The 22,059-nt window shown below is 35.8% G+C and carries 20 protein-coding genes; 9 read left to right on the top strand and 11 right to left on the bottom strand.

Annotated features, from left to right (window positions below):
• Positions 1-102: 102 nt before the first annotated feature.
• The 5 genes from sda to QNH48_RS11420 all read right to left on the bottom strand — a co-directional run bounded on the left by sda (position 103) and on the right by QNH48_RS11420 (position 4,324).
• Positions 103-225, bottom strand: a complete 123-nt coding sequence (gene sda / locus QNH48_RS30550; protein WP_481858467.1) for a sporulation histidine kinase inhibitor Sda — start codon at positions 223-225, stop codon at positions 103-105.
• A gap of 4 nt (positions 226-229) precedes the next feature.
• On the bottom strand, positions 230-2,299 hold the full coding sequence (locus QNH48_RS11435) for a bifunctional aldolase/short-chain dehydrogenase (RefSeq protein ID WP_283954999.1): 2,070 nt from the start codon (positions 2,297-2,299) through the stop codon (positions 230-232).
• 203 nt (positions 2,300-2,502) lie between these two features.
• Entirely contained in the window at positions 2,503-2,970 is a 468-nt protein-coding gene (locus tag QNH48_RS11430; RefSeq protein ID WP_283954998.1) for a PTS sugar transporter subunit IIA, read from the bottom strand.
• A 184-nt stretch (positions 2,971-3,154) separates the two neighbouring features.
• Complete coding sequence (locus QNH48_RS11425) at positions 3,155-3,505, bottom strand: hypothetical protein (protein WP_283954997.1); 351 nt, start codon at positions 3,503-3,505, stop codon at positions 3,155-3,157.
• A 132-nt stretch (positions 3,506-3,637) separates the two neighbouring features.
• Entirely contained in the window at positions 3,638-4,324 is a 687-nt protein-coding gene (locus tag QNH48_RS11420) for a hypothetical protein (protein ID WP_283954996.1), read from the bottom strand.
• Positions 4,325-4,538: 214 nt separating this feature from the next.
• Here QNH48_RS11420 and QNH48_RS11415 point away from each other — a divergent pair, with 214 nt between their 5' ends.
• The 4 genes from QNH48_RS11415 to QNH48_RS11400 all read left to right on the top strand — a co-directional run bounded on the left by QNH48_RS11415 (position 4,539) and on the right by QNH48_RS11400 (position 8,793).
• Positions 4,539-5,456 (top strand): DMT family transporter, encoded by a 918-nt coding sequence (locus QNH48_RS11415; RefSeq protein ID WP_283954995.1) that lies wholly within the window; start codon positions 4,539-4,541, stop codon positions 5,454-5,456.
• 22 nt (positions 5,457-5,478) lie between these two features.
• The gene (locus QNH48_RS11410) at positions 5,479-6,045 is read left to right on the top strand and encodes a cysteine dioxygenase (protein ID WP_283954994.1); all 567 of its coding nucleotides are present in this window, start codon (positions 5,479-5,481) and stop codon (positions 6,043-6,045) included.
• 204 nt (positions 6,046-6,249) lie between these two features.
• Positions 6,250-7,041, top strand: a complete 792-nt coding sequence (locus QNH48_RS11405; RefSeq protein ID WP_283954993.1) for an ABC transporter ATP-binding protein — start codon at positions 6,250-6,252, stop codon at positions 7,039-7,041.
• A 903-nt stretch (positions 7,042-7,944) separates the two neighbouring features.
• Positions 7,945-8,793 (top strand): AraC family transcriptional regulator, encoded by an 849-nt coding sequence (locus tag QNH48_RS11400; protein WP_283954992.1) that lies wholly within the window; start codon positions 7,945-7,947, stop codon positions 8,791-8,793.
• Positions 8,794-8,847: 54 nt separating this feature from the next.
• Here the strand turns inward: QNH48_RS11400 and QNH48_RS11395 are convergent, their stop codons facing one another.
• The 4 genes from QNH48_RS11395 to QNH48_RS11380 form a co-directional block, all read right to left on the bottom strand.
• Complete coding sequence (locus QNH48_RS11395; RefSeq protein WP_283954991.1) at positions 8,848-10,614, bottom strand: ABC transporter ATP-binding protein; 1,767 nt, start codon at positions 10,612-10,614, stop codon at positions 8,848-8,850.
• Positions 10,615-10,637: 23 nt separating this feature from the next.
• Complete coding sequence (locus QNH48_RS11390; protein WP_283954990.1) at positions 10,638-12,452, bottom strand: ABC transporter ATP-binding protein; 1,815 nt, start codon at positions 12,450-12,452, stop codon at positions 10,638-10,640.
• Between the two features lie 508 nt (positions 12,453-12,960).
• Positions 12,961-13,983 (bottom strand): electron transfer flavoprotein subunit alpha/FixB family protein, encoded by a 1,023-nt coding sequence (locus QNH48_RS11385; RefSeq protein ID WP_283954989.1) that lies wholly within the window; start codon positions 13,981-13,983, stop codon positions 12,961-12,963.
• Positions 13,984-14,811: an electron transfer flavoprotein subunit beta/FixA family protein gene (locus QNH48_RS11380; RefSeq protein ID WP_283954988.1), complete on the bottom strand. Its 828-nt coding sequence runs from the start codon at positions 14,809-14,811 to the stop codon at positions 13,984-13,986.
• A gap of 930 nt (positions 14,812-15,741) precedes the next feature.
• On the opposite strand from QNH48_RS11380, the gene QNH48_RS11375 reads away from it, so the two are divergent.
• The gene (locus QNH48_RS11375) at positions 15,742-16,311 is read left to right on the top strand and encodes a biotin transporter BioY (RefSeq protein ID WP_283955750.1); all 570 of its coding nucleotides are present in this window, start codon (positions 15,742-15,744) and stop codon (positions 16,309-16,311) included.
• Positions 16,312-16,396: 85 nt separating this feature from the next.
• Here the strand turns inward: QNH48_RS11375 and QNH48_RS11370 are convergent, their stop codons facing one another.
• A complete protein-coding gene (locus QNH48_RS11370) occupies positions 16,397-16,528 on the bottom strand; it encodes a hypothetical protein (RefSeq protein ID WP_283954987.1) in 132 nt (43 codons plus the stop codon).
• A gap of 453 nt (positions 16,529-16,981) precedes the next feature.
• Here QNH48_RS11370 and QNH48_RS11365 point away from each other — a divergent pair, with 453 nt between their 5' ends.
• From QNH48_RS11365 to QNH48_RS11350, 4 genes are all read left to right on the top strand, one after another.
• Positions 16,982-17,680, top strand: a complete 699-nt coding sequence (locus QNH48_RS11365) for a hypothetical protein (protein WP_283954986.1) — start codon at positions 16,982-16,984, stop codon at positions 17,678-17,680.
• Between the two features lie 281 nt (positions 17,681-17,961).
• Positions 17,962-19,443: a spore germination protein gene (locus QNH48_RS11360; protein WP_283954985.1), complete on the top strand. Its 1,482-nt coding sequence runs from the start codon at positions 17,962-17,964 to the stop codon at positions 19,441-19,443.
• Positions 19,444-19,462: 19 nt separating this feature from the next.
• The gene (locus QNH48_RS11355; RefSeq protein WP_283954984.1) at positions 19,463-20,635 is read left to right on the top strand and encodes a Ger(x)C family spore germination protein; all 1,173 of its coding nucleotides are present in this window, start codon (positions 19,463-19,465) and stop codon (positions 20,633-20,635) included.
• Positions 20,636-20,655: 20 nt separating this feature from the next.
• Positions 20,656-21,756: a GerAB/ArcD/ProY family transporter gene (locus QNH48_RS11350; protein WP_283954983.1), complete on the top strand. Its 1,101-nt coding sequence runs from the start codon at positions 20,656-20,658 to the stop codon at positions 21,754-21,756.
• 13 nt (positions 21,757-21,769) lie between these two features.
• On the opposite strand, the gene QNH48_RS30545 is transcribed toward QNH48_RS11350, so the two are convergent.
• Entirely contained in the window at positions 21,770-21,982 is a 213-nt protein-coding gene (locus QNH48_RS30545; protein ID WP_481858494.1) for a YczF family membrane protein, read from the bottom strand.
• Positions 21,983-22,059: the final 77 nt, after the last annotated feature.

Here is a 22,059-nt window from a genome sequence, read left to right as displayed (position 1 = left end):
TGTGTATTTTTACCTACTACTTATTAAGTATTTGAAGAACAAAAGTAGGATAGAAAAGACTCTCTACCTATTGATAGAGAGTCTTGATTTTGGATTAGTACTTTAAAGAGTATTTCGTTTATTGTTAATTTCACTAACTATTAAATCAATAAATTCTTTTTGTAGGTTTAACTCAATGGACCTATTTAATATCTCCACCAAATGAACAACGCTTATATTTTGCATTATTTTATCTAGTAAAAGCGGCTGGTACTCCGCCGTCAACGGTTAACATACAACCTGTTGTTTTTTCAGATTTTGAAGAAGCAAAGAATGCAATGGATTCAGCAATATCTGATGGGTAGATATTAACTAGTAGTGTCGTACGCTTACGGTAGTGTTCTTCTAATTGATCTGGGTGGATTCCGTATGCTGCCGCACGTTCTTCACGCCAGTTTGATCCCCATATGGCAGAACCTTGAAGAACCGCATCTGGAAGAACAGAGTTTACACGAATTCCGAATTCTCCGCCTTCTGCTGCAATACACCTTGCTAAGTGTGTTTCCATTGCTTTCACAGAGCTGTAAGCTGCTGCATTTTTTCCAGCGTAAACAGAGTTTTTCGAACCGATAAATACCATGTTACCGCCGATGCCTTGGCCTTTCATTTGCTTGAATGCTTCGCGGGCTACTAAGAAATAACCTGTTCCTAACACATTCATGTTTAAGTTCCACTCTTTAAGAGAAGTCTCATCAAATGGACTAGATGTAGCAAGACCTGCATTGTTAACGATAATGTCTACACCGCCAAAGGTACGAGCTGTTTGATCGAAAGCGGCTTGTACTTGCTCTTCGCTTGTAACATCCATCTTAACAGCAAGTGCACGATTAGCACCGTATTGCTCGTTAATTTCTGCTGCTACTTTTTCTGCGCCTTCAAGATTTAAATCTGCCAACACAACATGTGCGCCTTCAGATACGATACGGCGAGCTGTTGCACTACCAATACCGCCTGCACCACCAGTGATGAATGCTACTTTTCTAGAAAATTCAGCTTCAGCTGGTGCAAGAGTTAATTTATATAATTCTAATGGCCAGTATTCTACATTGTAAGATTCGTTTTCACTTAAAGAAACAAAGCTTCCTAGAGTTGTAGAACCTTTCATAACTGCAATTGCACGGTGGTATAAAGCACCACTTACTCTTGAATTATTTACATCCTTACCTGAATTCACCATACCTACTCCAGGAATTAAAATAACACGTGGAGCTGGTTCAAACATTTTGTCGCCTTCATTTTTGTTACGGTCAAAGTAAGCTTTGTATCCTTCTTTGAAGCTCGCAATACCTTCTTTTACAATAGCAATTAATGCCTCAACATCTTTCGTTTGTGGATCCCAATTGATATATAGTGGAACCATTTTTGTATGAACTAAGTGGTCTGGGCATGCTGCTCCAATTTGCGATAGCTCAGGTGCCTGATAGCTGTTAACAAATTGAAGAACATCTTCACCACGGTCGTACGTTAACAGCATTTTCTTTTCTTCACTTACAGCACCGCGAATGATTGGCATTACTTTTGCTAGAATGCTAGTTGCTTCTTCGTCAGATAGAGATACGAATTTTTGACCGCCAAATACAGTTTCCTCATTTACTCGGTCATTTATAAATTGTTCTGCTTCATTGATGATTTCAATTGTTTTTGCATAAGACTCTTCTGAGGTTTCCCCCCAAGTTACAAGCCCATGCTTCTCCATTAATACTAATTCTGCATTTGGATTGTTTCTTACGCCTTCAGCGATCATTTTGGAAAGGGTGAACCCAGGGCGTACATATGGTACCCAAACAAAACGATTTCCAAAAATCGCTTCTGCTAGCTCTTTACCATTATCGGCACAGCAAAGGCTAATAATTGAATCTGGATGTGTATGGTCAACATGTTTAAATGGTAAGAATGCATGCAATAACGTTTCGATGGAAGCTCTTGGGTGCTTGCTGTCAATCATACAATGTGAAAGGTATGCAACCATATCTTCATCTGTCATTTCATCACGTTCAAATAATGGGCGAATATCCTCTAAGCTTAAGCCTGTAAAGTTATGCGCCTTCATTGTTGCTAAATCAGAACCGCTTCCTTTTACCCACATAACCTCTATATCACGTCCGCGGAAATCTTTTTCCGTTGTTTTCATAGAAGTGTTGCCGCCACCCCAGTTACATACGGCACGATCTGATCCAATCAAATTGGAACGATACACTAATTCTTCTACCCCTTTAGATACTTGTGCTGCCTTTTCACTATCCCAATAATTTTTTACCATCCGAAATCCCCCGTTTGTATGTTTGTTAACTTCTGTAACTTATTATAATACACTTTTGTTTACTTTTGAATATATAAATTAATATTTGTTTATATTTGTTTTTTATTTGGTTATTTTTGATTACAAAACCAAAGGGACGGTTCTCCTGGCAAAAAAGCCAGGAGAACCGTCCCTCCGGTATTTTAGGAATCACACTCTTTTTGTTACTTAGTAATTCTTATTCCTTGTTCTTCAATGACCACTCTTTCGTTTTCAGCCAAGTTGGTAAATATCACTGGTGTAATAATTGAAGGTACTTTGTCTTTAATGGATTGGAAGTCAGCTTCAAGCAGCTTTTGACCCTTTTGGACATTTTGACCATCACTTACAAACGCTGTAAAACCTTCACCATTTAGGCCGACTGTTTCAAGTCCCACATGAATTAAGATTTCCCTGCCACCATTAGACTTTATGCTGACCGCATGTTTTGTTGGAAATACACTGATTACTTCTCCATCAACAGGAGAAACAACACTCCCGTTTGTTGGATTTATTGCAAAACCATCACCAATCATTTTTTGAGAAAACACTGGATCTGGAACAACATCTAGAGGAACAATTTCCCCTTCTAATGGCTGCAAAATCGTGGTTTCACTTTCAATCTTTTTGTTTTTAAATAAGTTTTTAAACATATATAAAACCGCCTTTTTTAACTTGAATGAATAGCTTCAAGACATTAAAACTATTCTCAAATCATTTTTTATCCGATTATTATTTTCTCCTAATCACATTAATTTATCAAAATATACGCTCCGTACTTTATATTTACAAAATAGAAAAGACTCACTTATCTGCGCCAATTTGGTAAAGATTTTCTTATGCCATTTTAGAAAATGTTGTGCTAAGGTTTTTTAATGTATATAATCTTGCGGTTAATATAAATAATTCACTGTAGTTATTTTTCACGTATTCTTCAATGATGTTTATTCCTCTATGAAATTGGTCCAATAAGTAATGCGTGTACTTTTCATCCCAATCAAACTGGTTTATTCTTATAAGTTCCTCTGCAACTATTTGAAATTTATATTCTTCAATAATAAGTTTTATTTGATACAGTTTATTTGTATCTATTCTAAAATTGTTTTTACTTTTTTGACTTTGAACAAATTTAATAAAACTTTTAATATTTTCCGCTAGGATTATCGCTTTTTGCATTTCGAATTTCATTTTTCCATCTCCTCCGTCATCCTCCAAATATCTCTATGAAAATTGTATGTATACGGAAGAAATCATGACACCCAAATTCCAATAATTGTTTGCAACACTGAAATACCCCTTAAATACTAAGGGGTTTATTGATTAATTAAATTTCTTTGCGATTTTGGAATGGGTAACTTCAATTTTACCTGGTAGAACAAAGAGATACTCAATTATATTTTCCAGTAAATCAACTAATAATGAGGTTGTCTCATAATCCATTTCAGTTTCTAATTCAAGCATTTTATTTAAGGATTCATCTGCGGCAAGCAACTGGCACAGCGATTGAATCGGCTTTGCTAAGTCCACATGATTTGGGAGGATTTCTAGTTGTTGTGATAAAGGTTGACCTTTACTTTTTTCTTTAAGAAAATGTTTCAGAATACTTTCAATTACACGTTTAGACATAACAGCAGTTGCTGAATTTTCTCGTGTTTGATGGACATTAATCGCAGACCGATATGCTCTGATAAGATCTTTAGGTATATTTGGCAGACTTTCTATATGATTAATAAGATGTTTTGACGCTTGGACATCATAAATATAGGTATCTGCGTGGTCTCCTTCATCGTGACCATCCTTCGTCATAATAATAAAAACGGTAGATTTTTTACATGAAGGACAACTAGACTCCGTCAACAATCCATTCTTACTGCTTTGGAAGTTAGCATTAATCACAAATTCAATAGTATTTCGACACTCTGGGCACTCACTTTGTATGCTCTTTGGTATTTTGACGTTCCCATATCTAATGTAAGAATTGACGGAGCCAGGATTAATTCTTCTCATACGTTATCCTCCTGATTATTCCACTTTTGTATAATACAATCTCCCGATTCGGATAAAATTATTACATCTCACACCGTTAGTTTTCCCCTAAAAAGAAAAATATCATATGCTCAAAAGCTTTTTATTCAAATTAAATAAAAATAACTTTGATTGTTGGACTGGGACAAGCATAAAATGAAATAACTATCTTTTAACCGAAAGGGATTGCTCAGTCATGACTTTTAATAGACCTAGGTTAACCGCTTCGCTGTATGCGTTAATGTCGATTAGTGTTTGGGGAGTTTCATTTGTATCAACCAAGGCTGTGCTAGTAAAGCTAGACCCCTTTTCGCTACTCGTTATACGATTTGGAATAGGAGCTTTATTTCTTTTGTTGCTTTTATTATTGCAGCGTCATCGGCTATATATCTCCATTAAATATGTTCCTCATTTAATGGTTTTAGGGATTCTTGGAGTATTTGTTCATCAGGTCCTTCAGGCAACAGCATTGTTAACGATCAACGCTTCTGCTGCAGGATGGCTCATTTCGTTCTCCCCCATCTTTACAGTTATTCTTTCGCTCCTTTTTTTGCATGAAAAGATGAACATCACAAAGGCTGTTGGAATGGTGCTTGCGGTAACTGGAGTCCTTATTGTTACTTCGACACGAAGTGGACAATCCATTCAATTCGCCATGAATATCGGCTTCCTGCTGATGATTCTCAGCACGTTGAATTGGGCAGTTTATTCAGTACTCCTAAAAAGTTTGAAAATTCCTTATCCTCCTCTTGTTGTAACGTTTTATATGTGTTTATTAGGTTTGATTTTAACTACACCTTTTATTATCCGAAACAGAGGATGGGAAAACCTAACCTTGCTGGACCATTCGGAGTGGGCCCATTTGTTGTTTCTTGGTGTCTTTGTATCTGGAATTGCTTATTGGTATTGGGGAAGAGCACTTGAGGTTTTAGAGGCTTCAAAAGTTTCAATGTTTTTATATTTGGAGCCTATCGCGACTTTAGTTGCTGCAGTTTTACTCTTACAGGAGAAGGTTTTACTCATAAGTGTGCTAGGCGGAATCATAATTATAATAGGAGTGGTTATCGTTAATGGTCAGCTTGTACCTATATTGTTGCGCTTCTTAAAGAAATGACGGATATAGGAGGAGAAGCTTTATGACTTTGACAGCTAAAATTAAGAGTGTTTTGGATTCCTTAAGAAGTCCATCTAAAGCCGACCTAAAGGATGCCTTGTTACAAATTGATATGAAACTTGAGGACCTTGCACAATTGCCAGAACCATCTGAAGGAAAGCCTTACAATCGAAAGCTTCTATATATAAATGATGAAGTCGAGCTCCTTGTCATGAATTGGTCTCAGTTGGAGTGTGCCCCTCATGATCATGGCAATTCCCACGGCTGGATACAAGTGATTTCCGGCACTTCCCTTAATTCTGTTTATGAAGTTAAAGGAAATAGCTTACCTAAAGAATTGTTCTATCAGTACCATCATAAAGGTCAATATTTTTATGCACCCAAAAAGGCTGTCCATAAAATGAAAGCCTCTAACCATACAGATATGGTGACTCTCCATCTCTATTCCCCACCCATTACCGGAATGATTGTCTATGACTTACAAAAATGTGCGGCATGTATCGTATCAGACGATTGCGGCGCATGGTGGCCTGACGAACAATATCAGAAGGTAAAAGAGATCAAACTAAATATGAAGTTAAACAAATGAGACCTGGAATCCAGGTCTCATTGTGTTTTTGTAACTAGGGACTAATCAATTAAACAAAAAAATCTAGAATTAATACCATTCCTATTATGCCAGAGAGTCCAACTAACAGGCGAATTGGTGAATTATGTTATTATTAAGATAACTGCTACCACAACTTGATTATAAGGGAAATCTGGTAAAGGAATTTTATAGGGGGAATAAACTTTGGTTATTCAAATAGAAAATCTCTTTTTGAGACGGGGAGAAAAATGGATTTTACAGGATGTTAATTGGCAGATCGAAAAAGGACAAAACTGGATATTATTCGGACTAAACGGAGCTGGGAAAACATCTATTTTAAATTTACTGAATGCATACACCTTCCCGACAAAGGGGAAAATTAGTGTTTTGGGTATGGAATTTGGGAAGACATATCTCGCGGAACGACTTCGGAAACAAATTGGCTTTGTTTCCTCATCCCTTCAACAAAAATTCCACCAGGGTGATAATGCATTTGAAGTTGTATTAAGTGGTGCATTTGCTTCCATAGGACTTTACGAAACACCTACAGATGAAATAAGAAACAAGGCAATTACATTACTCAAAAACCTTGGGTGCATCGATTATGCAAATAGAAATTACGAAACACTCTCCCAAGGGGAGAAACAACGAGTGCTGATTGCTCGTGCACTAATGGCAGATCCTCCATTACTAATTCTCGACGAGCCTACATATGGATTAGATTTTATTGCACGGGAAAAATTGTTAGAATCTATTGAAGAAATTGCGAAAAGTCCCAATGCACCCACCATGATTTATGTCACCCATCATGTAGAAGAAATCTTGCCAGTCTTCAATAAAACATTCCTACTGAAAGAGGGACAAGTTTTTGCCTCAGGAGACACAAATGAGTTAATCACGAGTGAACGGCTTTCCCAATTTTTCGAGCTTCCAGTTAGCGTGATTTGGAAAAACAGTAGGCCTCTGCTTTCTAAAGTTCAAATGGTTGAAAAATGATATAAAGTATAAAACACTATAATGATTAATTAATAACTATTAAAAAACCTAAAGGGTTCCGTTTCCTATCGCAAAAACGTCAATTTGCACAGGAAATTGCAAACCAAAATGTAATTCTTTTTGCACTATAAAATATAGGGCAATTTGTAAGGCTAGAGAGATTAAAAAATATTAGAAATAGCAAGGGTTTATCCCCTTGCTACTTCTGTTTTTAATTCCTAATTCTTCGGATTACGAATTACAAAGTTTGTAAACCATTTCTGCCTTCTCCGTGCCGATTTCGTGAAGGTATGAGTATTATTAGGCGGAGAATTTCCTGCTAATGTATATATAGGAAGCTTAAGAAGCAAATATAAGCGGAGATATTCCGATTAACTGCTCTATATAAGACAAAATCCAAAGATTTGGATACTATAACCGGAAAAACTCCCCTTATTTTTAAGGAAATATGGGTATTTCCCAATTTAACCGGAATTTTTCCGTTTATTTTTCACATACAGTGAAATCAACATTCAGTTATAACAGAGTCTAACCCTAAATAAAAAAACACCTTCTGTTTATCAATTTGAAAGTAAAAATGAAGAGTATTCTGCTGCGGTACACTGGCTATTGTACCCCCACATTTTAATATACAAATTCCGCCAAAATAATTATCGAAATCCCTTAATATCAACAAAAATAGACCTTCAAATTACCATACAATTTGAAGGTCATTTTGTATTACATTTTTAATGTTTGCGATAGTTAACGGAACCCGTAAAAAAACCTACTTTCCTTTTTTGATATTCGAAAGTAGGCTCCAAAATCTATTATTTCAAGGTTCCTTTATCATTATTCTTGTAGTTATTGCGTATAAATAATTTAAAATAGCTATCTATCAGTAAAGGATGAGGTTCTTTGTGTATGGATCTTGGCAGTCTTTCATCTAAACTAAATGAGTTAACATTTTCCTTAATATTATCAGGTTATAAAGCCTGTCCGCCAAATTGGAGTAAAAAGGGAAAAAGAACCCTCAATCATTCTCTTTGGTTTATTACAAAAGGAACTGGAGAAGTCGTGATCAATGGTAAAAAAAATGACCTTTCGCCAGGTAAACTCATAGTCTTTACTCCTGGTATGATCTGCGACAAAACAACTTCCCCTTCTAATCCTCTTGAGTTTTATTTTATACGATTTACTCATGCAGCGGCCTTTGAGAAAAAAGAGCAATGGCATTTCAAACTTCCACAGGAAATATCTTTTCCTTTACATGGAGTATATACAATTAAAAACAGCTCAGGAGTTGTCATCTTATTAGATGAAATCCACTCTTTATCTAAACGAAGAGGTTCAACGATAGCATTTAAACAAAAAATATTATTTCAAGAATTATTACTAACCTTATTACAGGACTTTCATGTTCAAACAATCTCAAAGGATACAAGACAAGTGATAGAGGAAACGATTAATTACATAGGTCATCATTATCATCAGGGAATAAACGTTACAGATTTGGCAAAGATAGCAGGCTTAAGTAAAAGTCACTACTCTAGACTCTTCAAAAAATTTACTGGTTACAGTCCGATTGAATATTTAACCCATCTACGAATTGATCGGGCAAAAGAACTGCTTGCCCATTCTGAAATAAGAATCAAAGAAGTGAGTCAAAATGTCGGGTATGAGGATGAACTGTATTTCAGTCGGATTTTCAAAAAAATAGTGGGGGTCTCCCCTACTCAGTTCAGTGATGAACAAAAATTGGCAGGACAATAACAAAGGATGGCTTAATCCTAAGATTAACCATCCTATTTATATATTAGAGCTATTTTAAACTTTAACCTTTACCTGCTTGCCTTTGGTCTGATTCATGCATAATTGATAGTACATGGATTGGTTTCTTAAAAGCTGTTGATGATTCCCTATTTCTACAATTCTCCCTTTATCTAAAACAATGATTTTATCTGCATACTGGATGGTTGAAAGACGATGCGCGATGATAATGGTTGTTCGGTTCTTTGACATTTCTCGTAAGGTTTCTTGAACCGCTTGTTCTGTTTCTGTATCAATATTGGCGGTCGCTTCATCAAGGATAAGTACATCATTGTCCGCAATCATGGCTCTTAAAAAGGAGAGCAGCTGCTTTTGTCCCGCCGACAACACGGTTCCTTCCTCTCCCAGCATGGTTTCATATCCTTGAGGCAGCATTCTAAAAAAAGAATCGACATTTACAGCCTTTGCCGCTTTTATGATTTCTTCATCACTTACATGTTTATGATTCAAGCGAATATTGTCAAAGACAGTCCCTGAAAAGACAAAGGCATCTTGTTGAATAATTCCAATGTGCTTCCTAAGGTCGTTTAAATGAACCTCTTTAATATTTATTCCATCAAGACTGATCGTCCCCTTTTGATTATCATAAAACCGGTTGATGAGTTGAATAATCGAACTTTTGCCGGCACCTGTCGCACCGACAACACCTACTGTTTCTCCTTGATTGATTCTAAAATGGACATCCTTTAATACCCATTCTTCATGTTGGTAAGCAAACCAAACATTTTGAAAAACGATGTTGCCCTGAACTTTTTCTGGAAGTTTCATAGGGTGAACAGGATTTAATATCGTTGGTTTCGTTTCTAAGGTTTCAAATATTCGTTCTGCTGATGCAAGAGCGGCTTGTATTTGGTTGAATCTGTCTGCTAATCCTCTGAGCGGTTCAAAAAACTGTCTGACATAATGTGTAAAGGCATACACCGTACCAAAGGTAATACTACTATCTAATACACTTCTCCCTCCATACCAAACTAAAAGCGCGAGCGAAATGTTTCCGAAAAGACCGATTGAAGGGTTAAAGATAGAATTAACTACGGTTTGATGCATCCCAGCCCGATAATGCTCCTCATTTAATTGATTAAACCGATCCAACTGTTTCCCTTCGCGGGCAAATAGTTGTATGACACTCATTCCAGAAAGATTCTCAGCTAGGTAGGAAAGAAGCTTCGAAAGAATCGTCCGAAGATTTCTCTGTGTTTTGCGCAATACCGTTTTAAAATAAAAAGTAACAATTGCAATAACTGGTATCACTAAAAAGCAGATCAGGGTAAGGTTTACACTCATATATAACATAAGGATAATGATTCCAATGAGAATCAGTACTTCTTTTACTAAGTTCACAATCACTTGTGAGTAGAGCTGATTTAGGGCTTCCACATCATGGGTAATCCTTGTCACTAGCCTGCCAATTGGATTTTTTCTAAAAAAACTCATTTGCATCAGGGAAAAATGCTTGAAAATTGCCTGACGAAAATCATATATTACATACTGCCCTGTATATTGAAGAATATTATTTTGAAAATACGTACAAATAGAAGAAACCAAAATCAATATGAAATAGATGATACCTAAATACATCAGCCCTTGGTAATCGTTCATCTTGATGTAAGAGTCAATGGCCACCTTAATAATAAATGGCTGAGCTAAGCTGGCTATGACAATAAAGAATGTCAACAAAAGCGCATATAAAATGAGCTTCCTATATGGCTTCGCAAACGTCAGCATTCCCTTTAATAATTGACGGTCGCCTATGGGGGGATGCATTCCCTCTTTTATTTTTCGTATGATTACCCCCTCCTTTTCTTAATGAGGATCTTTCTTCCATTAAGTGGTGGAAACGTTGAATGAGCAAATGAAAAATCCGTTGTTTGCTGGGCAAACATTTTTTTATAAATTCCATTCTTCTTTAAAAGGCATTGATGTGTGCCACTTTCCACCAATTCCCCTTGATCCAGCACAATGATTTGATCCGCTTCTTGTATCGTAGAAATTCGATGACTAATAATGATGGAGGTTCGACTTTTCATTTCGGATCGCAATGTGGTTAAAATAATGGATTCCGTCTTAGAATCAACGGCTGAAAGGCTGTCATCAAAAATAATGATTGGAGAAGGTTTGATCAATGCTCTTGCAATACTAACACGCTGCCGTTGTCCACCTGATAAGGAAAGCCCTCTTTCTCCTAATTCGGTCTCAAAATTATGAGGAAGATCCATAATATCATCATAAATGTGAGCTTGCTTTGCAGCATGCACGACTTGATCATCCTGATAAGGATTTGGGTCAAAGGCTATATTCTCTTTAATGGTTGAGGAAAATAAAAAATTGTCTTGTGGGACATATGCAACCGATGTACGAAGTGTTTTTAATGGCACATCACGGATATCCTGTTCATCAATAAAGATTGAATTTTTGGGAGGATTATATAAACGTAAGAGTAAATTGACTAAGGTTGATTTTCCGCTGCCTACTTTCCCGACAATGGCTAAACTAGTTCCTTTGGGGATGGTAATGTTAATATTCTTTAATGCGTACTTTTTACTTCTTTGGTATTTAAAAGATAAATTTTTAATTCTAATTTCACCTTGAAGTGAGATTATAGGGGTAATCCCTTCTTCATCTTTAATAGCCGGTTCCGTAGATAATACATGGCGAATTCGGTTATCTGCGGCTTTACCCTGCTGCAGGAGATTAATGACCTTCCCTATGTTTTCAATGGGGGCGATCAACAAAGATAAATACGTATTAAAAGCAACAAAGTCTCCAAGAGAAATGGCACTTTTCATCACTAAAATGGAACCAAATACAATAGAAATCAAATAACTTAGTCCGACAATTCCTTGACTTAATGAGGTGAAAAGCGAATTTGAAACAATTAACTGTTTGTTGAACTCGACATTGGACTGATTATCATTTGTAAACTTCTTACATTCTTCTTGCTCTTGAATATAAGTTTTAATGACACTGATTCCCGAACAAAATTCTTGAACTCGGCTTGTCAGTGTTCCTATCGCTTCTTGTACGTTTAGGGAATGCATTTGAATTTTGGACCGGAAACGATAGGCGATATACGTTAATCCTGGTAAAGGTAATAGGACCAGTAACGTTAAAAAGAGATGAATCGTACTAGCCATCATGAATACAGAGATCGAAATTAATACAGCCGCTTCCACCATCTGAAAATATCCCTGCATGACAATCTGCCTCATAATATTGACATCGTTTACGGCATGAGCCATCAAATTCCCAATTCGCTGGTTTTGATAATATTCAGCCTGCAATCTCTCCCAATGTGAAAACAGTAAAGTCCGTAAGTCCCGCTCTAAGATTCTTGACATCTTGAATATATAAATTCGGCCACTCGACCGAAAGAGAAAAGCTCCAATCCCGACAATGATAAACCAAAGAGACAACTCCCATAAATCCGAAACATGAATAGATTCATTTTGGAGCCCATCTGTGAACTTTTTTAATAAAACGGGAACAAATAATTGCAATACAAGGGAGAAGGTTAAAAGGATGGTTCCAAGCAAATAACTCCATTTATGTAGAACAAAATGTAGAACAAAATGCTCCTTAAAGATAGGTCTTTTTTTCATCATACCCCCTCCTTCATAAAGGAATATGCTTAGAATAACGCACCCTTCAACCAATCACAATGGATTTCCCCATCATCTTTCATGGATTATCATGCTTTAAAATAGGTATCTAAGAATCTAAATACCCTGACTCCTCCTTTTGTAATCATAATAATTCTGGCACCAGATGATAGTATATAAATAAAATTACCAGTCGAAAATTCATTTTATTAGGATTAGTTTGTATATATTTCATTTTATTTTTTCTATTCATTAATGTAAAATTCATAATAATTAACCATTATTAACCATTAGTTAAAATAAGAAGCTATATTTTTTTTTATTTCGAGCGGAAACAGGCTAAACAAAAAAATAGGTATATATAGAAAAAAGCCTCATGAGTGAAAATTCACCATGAGGCTTTATTATAGAGTTATCGAGAGTAACAAATAATTCATTGTGGGAACTTAGGACTCCGACCTTTTTGAGAATTTCTGTTTTATGTTTCTCGCCTCGGCAACATAACCTTTATTCATTTATTTACCTTATCTCTTGTTAAAGCCATTTTAAACTGTTCAATTAAAATAGGAACAATCTCAAAGGCATCGCCAACAATCCCATAATGACAGGTCTGAAAAATGGGGGCTTCTTTGTCCTTATTAATGGCAATGATTAACCCGGAATTTTTCATTCCCACTATATGTTGAATCGCACCAGAAATTCCAATCGCAAAATATATTTTTGGCGTTACTGTCACACCAGTTTGCCCTACTTGATGAGCGTGGTCGATCCAACCTGCTTCCACCACATCCCTGCTGGCACCAACAGCTCCTCCAAGAGTTTCCGCCAATTGGTGTATTAACTGAAATCCCTCGAAGCTCCCTAATCCTTTTCCGCCAGCAACAATGATGTCCGCTTCGTCGATTCTTACATTCTTTACAGTTTCCTTTACAATTTCCAAGACCTTTGTCCGAATATCTTCTTCCTTTAGGGATATTGTTTCTTCAACCATCTTGCCTGTTCTCCCAGATTGAGGGGTCAGCGCTTTCATGACTTTGGCGCGGACTGTCGCCATTTGTGGCCGGTATTTTTTACATAATATGGTCGCCATAATATTTCCGCCAAATGCCGGCCTGCTCGCCAATAGTAATCCCGTTTCCTCTTCAACATCCAGCTCCGTCGTATCCGCCGTCAAACCTGTCGGCAGATCGGTGGCTACCGCGCTTGCCAGATCTTTTCCCGTTGAGGTGGCCCCGAAGAGAATAATTTCTGGTTTATGTTTATCAGCGCACTCCAGCAGTGCCTTCATGTAGGTTTCGGTCCGGTAATGTTTAAAGATGGGTTGATCATATACATACATTGTATCTGCTCCAAATTCAAAAACGGTGTTCGTCAAATGTTTAACATTTTCCCCGATTAGAATACCCGCCAATTCCACTCCCCGTTTGTCTGCTAACTTTCTTCCAGCACCCAAGAGTTCAAGGGATACAGAAGCAACCACTCCATCCTTTTGTTCAATGAATACCCAAACACCTTTGTAATCTTGGAAATCCAATTACACTCCCTCCTTTGTTTCAAACAGTTCTTTCTTTTGAAGCAGGACAGAGAGCAATTGCTCTACTTGTGAAGTTGGGTTGCCTTCAAAGAACGTTCCCCCTGCCGGTTTTTGCGGAGCCCAAACTTTGGAGACAATCGTTGGGGACCCCTTCAAACCAAGCTGCTTCACATCTACCTCTTCCAGGTCATCAACCGACCAGATATGAGGGTTATATCTGGCAGCTTTTATCATGTTTGGAAGCGGAGAATACGGCACTTCATTGATTGTTTTTTCAACGGAAAACAAACACGGCATTGTCGATCGGACGACTTCGTATCCGTCCTCCAACTTACGATGGACAATGGCATATCCCTCGTTTTGATTGATTTCCACTACTTTGTTCACAGAAGTCAGTGGTGGAATATCGAGCCTTCTTGCTATTCCGGGTCCAACTTGACCGGTATCTCCATCGATGGACATTTTTCCGCAAATGATCAAATCAACTGGTTTCGTTTTTGCAATTTTTTCGATCGCCTTTGTAACTGCATAGCTCGTTGCTAATGTATCTGCACCCGCAAACCGGCGGTCCGTGATCAAATAGCCCTCATCTGCGCCTATTTCAATACATTTTTTAATCGCAGTGACCGCTGGAGGCGGTCCCATCGTCACAACGGATACGATTCCTCCATACCGATTCTTTAAACGCACTGCCTCTTCAACAGCATGAGCATCATACGGATTCAATATAGCAGGCGCCGTTCTGCGGTCCATCGTGTTTGTCTTTGGATTCATTTTGATAATTTTGGTGTCAGGTACTTGCTTGATACAGGCTACAATATGCAGCATTTAACCCCTCCCTTTTAATTAAAAAGCACATGGTTCCTTTACTTACAGCAATTTGAAACTTGCAGGCTGTATTCCGGCTAAATAGCCTTTTTACGCCCGTTTAATTTACTTTATTAATAGGGATGTCCTTACATTCGAATTTTCTGACAAATATCTATGTAAATGTTGCCAACGAAAAGCCAAAATAAGAAAAAAACCGCACGAGTGAAGGAATCACAGTGCGGTTATGGGGTCAAAGACCAACCATTGCTCATCTATGTTTTATCATTTGCTGGACTGACTACGAATCGATTCTAACAGAGACGACACGCATATATCTAAATTTAATTTATTAATGAAAAAGGAAAAAACATATTAATGTGGTACACCTATATCAGTAACTTCTGCATAGCACCATATAACACAAGGTGCTTCCTCACGTTCTATTCAGCTGGCGTGTATTAATAACTTCGACTAAATTATTACACTAAAAACTAAAAACCAAAAAATTTAGGTTTCTAGGGAATTCTGGTAAATCGCACAAAGAGTCCAATATATATATATATATATGAAAAAGAACTTAACTTTATGGCTAGTCCTTTTCAAGCGCCTTCTACACATCGTGAGCCAAATCAATACAACCTTCCTTCTAGGTCCCTTGATATCTATTGCATATTCAAACTAATAACTATGGACAAATTTTGTATCAACACTGGTAGTAAAAAAATAGACAATAAGACTAGGAGTTGATCCAATGAGTAACTTTTTACGTGTAAATCGACATAATAATTAATCTTTATTAACTATTAGTTAACTTAGTTCGTAGTCTTCAAAGGTTTTCAATTCTCTTAATCTAAAAAAATTAGATTGACAAAATTAATATGAGAATTTTATACTTTAATTGTTAACCAATACATAAAATTAGTTAACATTAAATTTAGGGGGGATATGATGTTTAAGTCACACGATCAACTAAAAATGTGGATTTTGAGTGCTTTATTTGCAGCAATTATCGGAATTCTGGCCCAAGTTACAGTCCCATTGCCACTTGTTCCAATTACAGGACAAACACTTGCAGTTGGTTTAGCAGCAACAATTTTAGGCTCTAGATATGGCACTTTTTCTGTTATTTTATATGCCTTAATTGGCGCTATAGGCATTCCCGTTTTTAGTGAAATGTCAGGTGGGTTCGGGGTGATTGTTGGTCCTACTGGCGGTTATATTGTTGGATTTATCCCGGCAGCATTTTTAACAGGTTTTATATTAGAAAAAACTAGTTTCACTGTCATGAAAGGTTTGATCGCAAATACGATCGGAATGCTTGTTACCCTGTCCATTGGGACCGTTTGGCTAAAAATTGCGGTCGAAATGACATGGGCGGATGCATTTATTTCAGGATTTTTACCATTTATTGTAGTTGGTTTAATAAAAGCATTTTTAGCATCATGGATTGGTACTACGGTCTATAACAGACTTGTAGCGGCAAAGCTTTTACCTTCATCTCATCAAGTAGCCAGTTAAATAAAAAGAGCGACTCTCGAATGTGAGAATCGCTCTTTTTATTTATTCAATAATATAAATTCTTTACATTGTAATAATCAAACTTTCATTTATCCTTGGTTTTGGATTCAATAATTCGTACTAGTTCCTCAATAATATCGTTTAACTTCATCATGCTTGTATCTTTCCTAAGAATATTGGAAGTTTTATAAATCAAAATTTCTTCTTGCTCTCTCACAAAAATGCCTCCATTCTTAATATTATTACAAACTTTCAGCACTTAATTTAAATTTTACTTATATATGTAATTTACATATATAATAACTCATTTTATACATAAATGTAAATTACATATATGAATTTTCTCACAAATTCGTATTATTAATTACATTCTAACTTCAACAAATAATTGTGTAAAATAGATAAAAGTCAATTATGGTTAATTATCAGTTAACCATAATTGGTATTACATGTTTATGAAGTAATAGGGAATAACGACAAATACTTTCCATTCTTTGTTTTTCGCTAGTAGAATTACTCATAAATCCTCACTTATAGGGAGGAACCATCGCATTTCATAAGAAAGTGACGATGGAAACTCATCATACTCAAACAGGAAAGTAAGAAAGAGTATTGAATTATACATTTACAAGGTAAAAATCTTGTAACTAATCGGAAAGGTTGTGAGTTTATGAGACTTCTGGATGTACAGCCTAAGAAAAACTTTAGCTACATCTTCGTTCAATTTCCAGGAATGAAAATGAATGTCCCTATGCTCTCCAACAATGATGGAAAGGTGGTGAACGAAGATGTTGCTTTATGTGTCCAATTAAACAGCAAAGAGAAGGTTAATAATTTATACCTTGTACGTACAGAGAGTATAAAACCGTTTGACTTCTCTGATGAAGAAATTGGAGCAAAAGCATTTTTTCGAGTCATTAAGAAAAAAGAAATCTCTCCAGACTCACCCACGAAGGAATCCGAAGATTTCGTCACGTTGATTACAGATGAGGTGTCTGTTGTGCAAAAGAAAACAGCAGCAGGATATGAATTCGTCTTAGTTTTAAATAAACGTGAAATTGGAATGGTCGCTTCGATTGAAGAAGAAGTTTTACAAACAGATGAAGTAGCTTTACAGCTTCATGAGGAGTCGAAAGAAAGTGCCATTGTTAAAACAAGTAAGAAAAAAGAAATGATTGTCTATGGAAGGAGGGCCAAAAAGAGGTTATCCTTTGGAGGCCATGTCTTTCAAGATACTGAAGTTATAGATCCAATCCGAATGTTTTTGGAGGGCGTTAAAAGAAAAGTTATGGTATTCTCTCCTGCCGCATTAGACTTTATCGGTCCAGGTGATCACAACCAACCCATTTTTATCATGAGGGGAGGCTAAAAGCGATTATCCAAAAAGGTATAGACAATTTCATACTAGTAACAAATCGAAACATTAGGATTAAATGGATAATCCTTCTCGATTGAATAGATATAAAAAAATAATAAGGAAAGGAATAAACTCGCTATATCCAACTTTCTTTAAGGAGAATGAAGCAAATTTAAATATATTAAAAGGACTTAACCACGGGGTTAAGTCTTTTTTATTTATTAAACATAATAAAGGTATTACTGGAAAAAATAATATTGTTTAGAAAATTTTTCTCGAAAGGGGAATTTACCATGCCTGATCAGAATCACTATCATCTAATTCCACTTAGCGAGAACGTAGAGGAAAACATTAAAAGACTAGAAATTGAACTCGGAAATAGCGATGATTTATCAATCAGAAGACTTAGAGTTGCCACTAAAAATGTAGCAATTTTACATATTGAAGGAATCGTTGATGAACAAAGCATAAATGAAAATGTAATCAGCCCGATTATACAACTTCATAAAGAAACCCCTTCTTTTAAAACAGTGAATGATATAGCTGATAAAATGGTTCAAATTATTTCTGTGCCCTCTATCCAGTTTATCTTAGATTGGTCGGAGCTTTTAGATAGCATTTTGGCAGGAAATACAGTTATTTTTATCGATGATTCTTCAAAAGCAATCACTCTAGGTACTAAAAAAATTCAATCCCGATCGATTACGGAACCGACTACACAAACCGTTATTAAAGGTCCGAAGGATAGCTTTACAGAGAATCTTAGTACAAACATATCATTGGTTCGATCTAGAATTCAAAATGCGAAATTAAGGCTTAAATCAACAAAAGTAGGAAGTGTAACAAAAACAGATGTAGGGATAATGTACATTGAAGGAATTGCAGATCACAACATTGTCATGGAAGCTATGTCAAGGATAAATAAGATTAAGATAGATAGCATCCTTGAAGCAAATTATATAGAAGAAGCAATACGAGACAACAGAAAGACACTCTTTCCTCTTATGCAAAGTTCTGAAAGACCTGACGTAGTTGCTGCGAATTTATTAGAAGGCAAAATTGCTATTATTATCCAAGGAACTCCATTTGTTTTAATTTTACCGGTAATTCTTATTCAGTTTTTTCAATCTCCAGAGGATTACTATGAAAATAATGTTTTCAGTTCTTTTTTGAGATTAATTCGAATTGGCTCTTTCCTATTGAATATGTATGCCTCTGCCATATATTTAGCTTTAATTACGCACCATCAAGGGTTAATCCCTACTACATTAATGGTCACGTTAATGGCACAAAGAGAAAGGGTTCCTTTTCCAGCAATCATTGAATTATTACTGATGGAACTTGCATTTGAAGTTCTAAGAGAAGCTGGAGTTCGGATGCCTAGAGCAATTGGTCCAGCCGTTTCCATTGTTGGAGCACTCATTTTAGGTCAGGCAGCAGTGGAAGCGGGATTTGTTTCTGCTGCCATTGTTATCATTGTAGCCACGTCAGCTATAAATAGCTTTACACTTCCGAATACAAATATTGTTAATACTGCAAGAGGCTTGCGGTTTCTGCTAATTTTTTGTTCTGCTTTTATAGGATTTTATGGGATTTTATTACTTACCTTATGTATTCTAGTACATCTTTGTAGTTTACGATCTTTCGGTGTACCTTATGTTGCTCCTTTTGCACCATTCAGAATGGGCGCTCAAAAAGATAGCTTAATTCGTTTTCCGATTACTTCTTTAAACATGAATGATACAGAGAGTAAAAAAGAAACTAAAATCAAATGAATTCAAGTAGGAGTTACAAATGAGAAAACTGGTCGCTTTGCTTTTCATCCTCATGTTAATCCCTGGCTGTTCCAATTATAGAGAGTTAAACCAATTAGGCCTTGTCATTGCCATGGGAATAGATGTCTCTCAGGATATTGATAATGGATATCGGGTTACTTTCCAAGTGATTAACCCAAGTCAATTATCTCCTACAGGGGTTTCTACCGGGATACCCGTTTCTAACTATACGGCAGAAGCAGTGACATTAGTAGATGCCTATCGAAGAGCATCAAATATTATTCCGAGATATAACGACGTTACACACCTATCACTGGTCGTCATTAGTGAAGAGCTGGCACGAAAAGGAACAGGTCTGGTATTTGACGCATTTGAACGAGGAAAACAAGCAAAATCTACTTTTCCGGTTTTTATTGCACGAGGAACTTCAGCAGAAAATGTACTGGGGGTAGTTGAACCACTTGAATCAAATCCAACAAAAAGTGTAGGAAGTACCAGTGAAAACAATCAAAAAATTTATGGTATTTCAAAAACTACGCCCTTACATGAAGTCATTGCTACTCTTTCAAGTGAAGGAAAAGACCTGCTATTACCAGGGATTAAACTAAATAAAAAACTAACATCCAAAAACCAAAACGACAATATAAATAATATAAAACCATCTGTTATTGAAGTTAGTGGTTTAGCGATATTTAAAAAAGATAAATTGGTAAGCTGGTATGATGGAGAAATGGCTCGAAACGCCAATTTAATTTTATCAGAAATAGATACTACATCATTTCCTTTACCCTGTAAAGAAAAGAATATGACACTTATTACCAAAAGAAGTAAAGGGACAATGAAAACCCTTTTAAAGCCTATTCCCACTTTACAAGTCAACATAGCAATAAACACTGAAATATCTGAAATGAATTGTACTAAAGATCTAACTGACAAAAAAGTGTTAACAGATATTGAAAAGGATTTAGAAAAAGAAATAATAAGACAAGTACAGCGAACCATTCAAATCTCACAGGGTTCAGGAACTGATGTGTTTGGATTTGGATCCACACTATCAAAAGAAAATCCTCGTTATTGGAAAAAACACAAAAAAGAGTGGAACACCATTTTCAGCAAGGCAAAAGTGGAGGTTAACGTAAAAGCTTCTATAAATGATTCTGGCCTTGTAACGAATCCCTATGAACCTAAATAATAGCAAAGAGGTATACAGCTATGTCTAATGTGAAAATTGATGGATATCAACTTTTCTGCTTAATCGTCCTTTTTTTGTTTGGGACCACCATTTTTTTAGATATTGGCAGTGGAGCAAAACAAGATGCTTGGATTCTAACCCTTATCTCACCTTTTACTGGATTAATTTTATTCACGATATACTATCAACTTCATAAGAGATTTCCTACTCTTCCCCTAACAGAATATGTAAGGAAAATTTGGGGTAAGTTCCTAGGAAGTATCATTAGTTATTTTTATATTATTTATTTTATTTATATAGCATCAAGAGTTTTGCGAGATATTGAAGAAATACTAATTAATTCTGCTTACTACAAAACTTCAATCACGGTTGTTGGTATTTGTATGATGTTTACCTTAATCTACACGGTAAATTTCGGGTTTGAAGTATTTGCAAGAGTAGCATGTATTTGCTTTTTATTGATTGGTCTAACTTTATTAATGATAAATATTATGTATATCATAACGGATCTAATCCATATCGAAAATCTAAAACCAATCCTTGCAGATGGATGGAAACCAATTGTTAAAGCAATACCGTTAAATGTAACCGTTCCTTATGGGGAATTAATTACATTCTCAATGATCTTCCCCTATATGAATAAACAAACAAAAATATTGAAGACGGGAATGATGGCAGTACTATTTGCAGGAACTTATTTTACCTTAAACATTCTTTTATTAATTTGTGTACTAGGAACTGACGTCTTATCAAGATCTTCATTTCCGGCACTTAAAGCAGCCAGTTTTATAGATATTGCAAGATTTATTCAACGCTTAGATTCTTTTGTCATCATTTTAGTTGTGTTCTTAGGATTTATTAAAATAACCATGTTTTTCTTTTGTGCAGTCATTGGAATGAACACACTATTTAAAATAAAACCTAGTGCACTATCCAATTATTCAGTAGGAGGAATCATATTACTAACGTCCATTATGATCTCACCAAGTTACCAAAGTCACTTAGACGAAGGACTAAAAATCGTTCCATACTTGTTTCATATACCTTTACAAATCGCCATCCCTCTTTTACTGTTAATCACTGTCATAATTAAGGAGAAAATAAAAAAAATAAATACTTAATAATTAAAGTAAGTTATTTCCTAGTTCGTTTGTGAGAGAATATTATGATCAGTAGTATGATGAAGAATATGAAGATAAGAAAATAATCTTCTCCCTTAGCTACTTTTAATAATTTACTTAGACTAAACCAAGCTTCGTAAAAATCATGGCCTTGTATTATGTCTATTAGAACAATTAGAGCTATTGTACTTAATAATATAAAAATTAGAATTCCTGCTGTAAGCACATCATTCACCCACAAGTTCTATTATTGTCATTCAACTAGTATCCTTACTATAATTAACAAGATTTTTTATTCATAAC

The sequence above is a fragment of the Neobacillus sp. YX16 genome (assembly GCF_030123505.1).
Taxonomy (GTDB): Bacteria; Bacillota; Bacilli; order Bacillales; family Cytobacillaceae; genus Neobacillus.
Note: the sequence above shows the minus strand (reverse complement) of the source record. Positions and strands in the feature narration are given on the sequence as shown.

Excerpts from the sequence above, each read along its gene's own strand:
- sda (WP_481858467.1), bottom strand. The coding sequence starts at position 225 with ATGCAAAATATAAGCGTTGTTCATTTGGTGGAGATATTAAATAGGTCC.
- QNH48_RS11435 (WP_283954999.1), bottom strand. The coding sequence starts at position 2,299 with ATGGTAAAAAATTATTGGGATAGTGAAAAGGCAGCACAAGTATCTAAA.
- QNH48_RS11430 (WP_283954998.1), bottom strand. The coding sequence starts at position 2,970 with ATGTTTAAAAACTTATTTAAAAACAAAAAGATTGAAAGTGAAACCACG.
- QNH48_RS11425 (WP_283954997.1), bottom strand. The coding sequence starts at position 3,505 with ATGAAATTCGAAATGCAAAAAGCGATAATCCTAGCGGAAAATATTAAA.
- QNH48_RS11420 (WP_283954996.1), bottom strand. The coding sequence starts at position 4,324 with ATGAGAAGAATTAATCCTGGCTCCGTCAATTCTTACATTAGATATGGG.
- QNH48_RS11415 (WP_283954995.1), top strand. The coding sequence starts at position 4,539 with ATGACTTTTAATAGACCTAGGTTAACCGCTTCGCTGTATGCGTTAATG.
- QNH48_RS11410 (WP_283954994.1), top strand. The coding sequence starts at position 5,479 with ATGACTTTGACAGCTAAAATTAAGAGTGTTTTGGATTCCTTAAGAAGT.
- QNH48_RS11400 (WP_283954992.1), top strand. The coding sequence starts at position 7,945 with ATGGATCTTGGCAGTCTTTCATCTAAACTAAATGAGTTAACATTTTCC.
- QNH48_RS11395 (WP_283954991.1), bottom strand. The coding sequence starts at position 10,614 with ATGCATCCCCCCATAGGCGACCGTCAATTATTAAAGGGAATGCTGACG.
- QNH48_RS11390 (WP_283954990.1), bottom strand. The coding sequence starts at position 12,452 with ATGATGAAAAAAAGACCTATCTTTAAGGAGCATTTTGTTCTACATTTT.
- QNH48_RS11380 (WP_283954988.1), bottom strand. The coding sequence starts at position 14,811 with ATGCTGCATATTGTAGCCTGTATCAAGCAAGTACCTGACACCAAAATT.
- QNH48_RS11375 (WP_283955750.1), top strand. The coding sequence starts at position 15,742 with ATGTTTAAGTCACACGATCAACTAAAAATGTGGATTTTGAGTGCTTTA.
- QNH48_RS11365 (WP_283954986.1), top strand. The coding sequence starts at position 16,982 with ATGAGACTTCTGGATGTACAGCCTAAGAAAAACTTTAGCTACATCTTC.
- QNH48_RS11360 (WP_283954985.1), top strand. The coding sequence starts at position 17,962 with ATGCCTGATCAGAATCACTATCATCTAATTCCACTTAGCGAGAACGTA.
- QNH48_RS11355 (WP_283954984.1), top strand. The coding sequence starts at position 19,463 with ATGAGAAAACTGGTCGCTTTGCTTTTCATCCTCATGTTAATCCCTGGC.
- QNH48_RS11350 (WP_283954983.1), top strand. The coding sequence starts at position 20,656 with ATGTCTAATGTGAAAATTGATGGATATCAACTTTTCTGCTTAATCGTC.